Annotated in this window: 3 protein-coding genes; all 3 read left to right on the top strand. The window is 59.1% G+C overall.

Features of this window, described 5'->3' with window-relative positions:
* A partial coding sequence (locus G7Y51_RS13625) for a hypothetical protein (protein WP_206214343.1) occupies positions 1–359 on the top strand: 359 nt, incomplete at its 5' end.
* A 762-nt stretch (positions 360–1,121) separates the two neighbouring features.
* Positions 1,122–2,513, top strand: coding sequence for a [FeFe] hydrogenase H-cluster radical SAM maturase HydG (gene hydG, locus G7Y51_RS12840; protein WP_165178094.1), 1,392 nt, complete (start codon positions 1,122–1,124; stop codon positions 2,511–2,513).
* Positions 2,514–3,025: 512 nt separating this feature from the next.
* Positions 3,026–6,031: a hypothetical protein gene (locus G7Y51_RS12835; protein WP_165178092.1), complete on the top strand. Its 3,006-nt coding sequence runs from the start codon at positions 3,026–3,028 to the stop codon at positions 6,029–6,031.
* Positions 6,032–6,458 lie beyond the last annotated feature (427 nt).

The following is a 6,458-nucleotide window of genomic DNA, read 5'->3' as shown; positions in this document are numbered from 1 at the left end:
CAATTGCCTGGCTGTTGCTTTTCCATCAAGATACGCATGAACAGCCTTGGTTCGGATTTCTTCAGATGCAAATTTCATCTCTGCAATCTAAACGATTTCTAAATAAAATAAAAGTGAAAATGCTCTATGGCGTGGTGACGCATCAGAGCGGAGGGCCGGGGCAACTCCAGGGGGATTCTATACGAAATATCACTGGCCGATTTGGAGGTCACGCTCTCGGATGGTATGGCGGGTTTGGTTCAGGACCATTTTATTCCTATTCTTCAGGAGATCGTGGTTCGGCTGGAAATGGCATAGGAACGTCTTGGGGGTTTGACGTTTCAAGGGCACACCCACAGCCCAGGAAATCCGTCCGGTAAACCGGGCTGTGCGCTATCTCATCAGGGCTATGCCTTAGAAGCACCTCCAAATGGCGAAAGCAATTACTCTGCGCGATGGCTGAAGAAAAAAACGGGAAAACCTGGGCCGGATCAGCCGATCATTTACGATGAGGAAAAGACGGTGTACGAGGGAAGTAAGAAGCCGGCTCCCGAACGCTTTCAAGCCGGGTGTTGAACGAAAAAAACACTGAACGAGGTGAAATTTATGAGTAAAAAAATTGAGAGTATTAACCAACGAATGTTTTGTGGGCAGGAAACCCGCATAAAAGCTGACCTGTTGGGGCTGTGAACATCAGCTGGTTAATACCCTCGAATTTTTTACGAAAACCATCGCAAAGGAGAATCCCTCCTGGGCGGGGCAGCGGGGATATGTGAAATAGATAACTAGCCATTTGCCGCCGGCTGTGCTAAAATGCCGCCATGCGAACAAGGAGATATTTCCAAATGGGTTCCTCTGTCTTTCGGCTGTGTCGGCAATGCTGACGGTATGTGCGGCGCTGCTGCCCTGATCCGTGAGCGGTCACTGCCGCCAGGGGGCGAGGCCAGGGCTGACGCGCGGGAGGCGCTGCCTGTGCACAAAGCCGGTTTTCCTCAACGCGTCGCGCGCTGAACCGGGTCCCCCGCTCCAGCCTCCGGGCATTGCCGGAGAGACAAAACTCCTTGCTTTGGAAACAGCGCCCCGGGCGCAATGCGGCAGCGGCCGCACTATACATCATTTATTCTGTCTGAAGGATGGTCAGCATGCCTACGGATACCTTGCCCCCCTGGCTGGATGCGCGCGCCATAGACAATGCCCTGAGCCGCGAAAAAGCTCCGGACAGCGCCGAATTGACCGATATTCTCGATAAGTCGCTGGCTCTGGAGCCGTTGAGCATTCAGGAGGCTGCGGCGCTGATGCGGGTCTGCGAAAGCGAAGATCTGGCGCGGCTGCTGGCAGCGGCCGATCAGGTCAAGCAGAAGGTTTACGGCGATCGCATCGTGCTTTCCGCGCCCCTGCACATTTCCAACCACTGCGGCAGCGAGTGCGTGTACTGCGCCAACCGCCGCGGCAATACAACAGTGGCGCGCAAGTACATGACGCCGCCGGAAATGCGCGAGGCAGGGCGCAAGCTGATCCGCCAGGGCCACAAGCGCGTGATTCTGGTCAGCGGCCAATTGCCCAACGCGGATGTGGAGTATCTGGCCGAGGCCGTCAGCGTGCTGTACACGGTCTTTGACGGTCTGGGCGAAATCCGCCGGATCAATGTGAGCGTGGGGCCGCTGCAACCCGAGGAGTACGCGGTCCTGCAGAGCGTGGACGTGGGCACGGTGCTGATCTATCAGGACACCTATCACGAGCAGAGTTATCGCGCAGCGCATCTGAGCGGGCCCAAGAGCGATTATCAGACCAGGCTGAAGGCCGCGGACACGGCCCTGCAATCCGGGGTGACCGATACGGGCCTGGGTTTGCTGCTGGGGCTGGGGCCCTGGCAGTATGATCTGCTTGCCGTCATGCTGCATGCGGCGCATTTGACGCGGGTCTATGACGCGGGCAGCCGTACCGTGAGCATGCATCGCCTGCGCCCCGCGCCCGGCAGCAGCTTTGCCGCGCCCTATCCGGTGAGCGACGGGGAATATCTGCGTTGCGTGGCGATTATGCGGCTGGCCGTGCCCTATACCGGCATCGTCCTGACCACCAAGGAGCCCGCCGGGCTCTGGCGCGACGGCTGCAACGCGGGCTGCTCGCAGTTGCTGACCGGCAGCGTGGCCAATCCCTATGAAAGCTGGACCGAAGCGCCGGGCGAAAAGGTGCCTTTCCCCATCGGCGAAGATTGCCACTTGGACGAAGTGGTGCGTTTTTTGCTGGAAGAAGCCCGCCATCTGCCGTCCTTCTGCACGGCCTGCCCGCGCCTGGGCCGCAGCGGCTCGGAGTTTCTTTCCATGGTGCAGGAATGCGGCATGAAGAGCCAATGCGGGCCCAATTCCATAGCCTCTTTCATGGAGTTTCTGCTCAATTACGCCACGCCGTACACCCGCCAGTTGGGAGAAAAGCTGATTGCCGAAAAACTGGACGGCCTGCCCGAACAGGAGCGCGGCGCGGCGGAGCGGCTCTTGCAGAAGGTCAGGTCCGGTCGCATGGACGAGTTTATCTGACGGCAGGCAAAGCGCCCCGAACATGTATCGGGCGGGATTTGCCCGCCGCCGGCCCGGCCGGGACAGGCCGCACGGCAAAGCGGCCCTGGAAAGCGGGGCGCGATAACAACGCATTTTCATTGTTCGGCGTCTGCGGCAACATGGTCTGCCATGTTGAGAGCGTTTAGCTAATTTCATGAGCAAAACGCTCTGGAAAGCATGCCGAGAAAATGACTTTTTTGCCCGCCGGGAACGCGCACCTCCCGGCGGGCTGCGTTGTCTGTGCCGCCCGGCGGTAAAAACAGCACAAGGATGATCCTGCGCGCATGCGGGAGCGGGGAGAGCTCTGGAGCAGCGTTAGCTGGAGCCCGCGCCGCCAGAGCGGTTGCCGTTTTCAACAGCAAACCGCTCTAATTGCTGTCTCCATCCGTAGCTTCCTTCGTCGCAACGGCTGAAGCCTGGACGCGAAATGATGGCAGCGAAGTGATTGAAAATAGATATTTTCAATCAAAAAATGCTCTAAGGAGCAGGCCATGGCGAGAAGAAGGGCAAGCCTTTATTTTGATCAACAGGACAAGGATATCCTGGCTTTGGTCAACCGCATTCTGGAATCCCATTGCGGCCCTTCCGAGGATTGCCTCTTTGATCCCGAATTGCACCCCCACGGCATCAAGGAGCTGGCCACGTCGCCGGTTTCGCGCATGGCCTACGCGGTGATCAATCTGCTGCACAGCCTGGAAAACGGCGGAACGCAGGCCGGAGATCGCCTGCTGGCCCTGCAGACTCTGTACGACGAGGTGTTGACCAGCGCGCATTCTCTGCTGCGCCGCAATACGGCCCGCGTGCTCATGCAGATCATGAAAAGCATGGTGCGCGCCCACGGCCGGCGGCTTGCGCAGCTCAAACTGGCCCACGATTTCCGCCGCACGGTGCAGGGCACGCCCAGAGTTGTGCGGCGCATGCTCGCGCGGCATCATCTGCCGGAAATGCCCGAGGCCTGGAATCAACTGGCCTTTGACGATCATGTCTACGATGCCAATACCAAGGGGCGCAAAAGTCCCACGCATCTGATCATGGACGCCTGGATCAAGGGGCTGCGCAGGCTTACCGTGGCCTATGAGTATTGCGTGGATCAGGAAGCGGCTGCGGAACTGCTGCGCGCCGCGGAGATCACCGGCATTGTTGTGCGCATCGGCCTGGAATTCCAACTGCCGTTTTACGACCGTTTTGTCAGCCTGTTGTGGATTCCACGCGGTTTCAGCTCCAACCGCGATTTTCTGGAATTTCTGCAAAACCCCGGGGTGCAGGCCATGATGGGGCGCGGCAGGGAAGTTCTGCGCTGGCGGCAGGAAAGACTCTTGCAGGTTCTGGCTGCCTGGAACGCCGCACAGCGTCCGAGGCTTGCGGCCGCCTGGGATGTGCCGCTGCCGGAACTTACGGCCGAAGCCTTTTTGCAGTTTGTGGGGCGGGGGCAGGCTTCAACGCTGCATCTGGCTGAATGTCTGCACCGGCATGTGCAACCCGCCCTCCAGGCCCGCGCGGCCATCCTGGCCGACAAGGGGGATCAGGCGGCCCGCGCCGAGCTGGAGGCCCTGGAAAATCTGGGGCCTGATGTGATTATTGACGACTGGCTTTCGCCTGAAAAACATCCTGAGATGCCGGATTTGAGCCGACCCGCGCCGCTGTCGGAAATGCCCGCGCTTCTGCGTCTCTCGCCGCAGGAACTGACGCGCGAGTTGCAGGGGCTCAATCCCGGCTACCGCATGGTGCTCGGCACGGCGGGGCTGAGCGTGGAAGATGTGACGGAATTGCTTTGGGATTGCGGGGGCGCGATCAGCCATCTGGAAATCTTCAACATGAAAGGCTGGATGGAAGGGAAGTTGACCGGCCTTGCCGCCATCGGCGAACTGCAGCGCGCGCTCAACCTGGGGCTGGGGCCGCGCGTCAAGCAACTGGTACGCCGGATGATCCGGCATATGGAAAGCAGGGGCGAGGACGAGCGGGCGGCAAAATTTCAGGATATTTTGCGCGATGTGCCCAACTTGTGGGAACACTACCGGCACAATCCGCTTAAATCCCGTTTAGGCACCAGTTCGGCCAGCCGCCTCTCTTTCGGCATGGGGCTGGTACTCAAGGAAACCGTGCCCCGCCGCAGCCTCGCGGAACTGCGGCGCAAGCAGCAGCATACGCGGCCCATTCCCATTTGCTCGCCGGTGGAAGAGTGCCTGAGCTTTCGTGCGCCGCGCAATCCTTCCACTTGGCAGCGGCTGCTGGCAAAGCTGCGCTGGCTGCCCGGCTGCCGCCATCTGGGCATGGAACGGCGGCGGCAATGGAAGACCGCCAGCGAGGACTGCCGGATCTGCGCGCACGGCAATGTGGTCAATCTGGGCGGACTGAACAGTGCCGCAGGCAACAGCCTGCTCAAAAAAAAACGGGCCGAGCGCGCGGCCAGTCCTGGGCTCTCCTATTTGAACAGCGCGGTGAGCAACTGGCTCAAGGTGCTTCTGGGTTTCATCCCGGCGTTCTTTTCCTTTTTATATACCCAGGACTGGTGGTTTCTGGCCTGGTTCGGCACCTTCATCTGGTTCGGGATCACCGGCGCGCGCAATGTGGTGCAAATGGTGCTGGCCGCCAAGGGGGCCACGCGCGACACGCTGATTCACTGGAAAGATCAGATCAGCGTCAGCCGCTTGTGCGACTCGCTGATGTATACCGGCATTTCGGTCCTGCTGCTGGAAGTCATGGTGCGGGTCTGGCTGTTGCAGGACGGCTTGGGCGTGGACGTGGCCGAAGATCCGATTTTGGTCTTCACGGTGCTGAATATCGTCAACGGTTTTTATATCTTCGCCCACAACATTTACAGGGGCTTTCCCAAAGAGGCGGCCGTCGGCAATCTGTTCCGCAGCGCTTTGGCCATTCCGGTTTCCTCGCTGTACAATCTTCTGCTTTTCGAGGGCATCCTGCTGCTGGGCGTGAACGACCCGGAAATATATCTTGTGCCCAGCGCGGCCGTGGTTTCCAAGATGGCCTCGGATACCGTGGCGGCCCTGATCGAAGGCTATGCCGACAGCCAGGTCAATCTGCGCATGCGCCGCTGGGATTACCAAAGCAAACTGGCCGAGGTCTTTGCCTGCTATACCCGGCTGGAGCTGCTCTTTCCCCAGGAAGACGCGCTGATCAAACTGGCCCGGCCCGGCGGCCTGCACGGGCGGGGCGGAGCCGAGGGCCGGGAGCTGGAGCGGGCCTTCATCATCAATGCCCTGGATCTCATGTACTTCTGGTATTATCAGCCCCGGGCGCAGGATGCCTTCCGGCAGATCGCGCGCGCCATGCCCGCGGCCGACAAAAACGTGCTGGCCCGTTCGCAACTGGTGCTCACGCGCGAGCGCGAGATCAGCCAAATGCTGGTGGACGGCCTTTTAGGGCGCAATTTCTCGCGGCCCTTGGCTTTTTTTCTGAACAAACGCAAGGAATATTTGCGCCGCCTGACCAGGCTCTGCCGTCCGGGCAGGCTGCGCGAGCCCGGCTGTTTGCATTAGAGCATTTTCATTTTAAAAATGCTCTGCTGACGCGAAAGCGGCAGCCGCCGCAACGCGGTGTATATTCAGGTGAAAACCGCGTTTTTCGCCTGAATGCCACCTTTGACTTTCATAAAAAGTCAAAGGTAATCTGCTCTAGAGCGGTTTGCTGTTGAAAACAGCAACCGCTCTGGCGGCCGCGGGAGCGGACGCCCGCGCCGAATGAGCCTGAAAACCACGCTTTTCAGGCGCTTGTCCCGCTTGCGGGGAAATGATGGCAGCGCCGCTTTTGAAATTGAATAATTTCAAAAGCAAAATGCTCTAGTGTTGCGTCAAGCTACAAGTGTCGGGTAAAGTCGTTTTAACTTTATCCTGGCTTGATCAGTTGTAAATTGCCAATTAATCTTGGAGCCAAGATTATTTCTTTGTGCCTGCCAACAATCCACTT

Origin of the sequence: Desulfovibrio sp. ZJ369, from assembly GCF_011039085.1 — a bacterium.
In the GTDB taxonomy this organism is placed as follows: Bacteria; Desulfobacterota; Desulfovibrionia; order Desulfovibrionales; family Desulfovibrionaceae; genus Desulfovibrio.
Note: the sequence above shows the minus strand (reverse complement) of the source record. Positions and strands in the feature narration are given on the sequence as shown.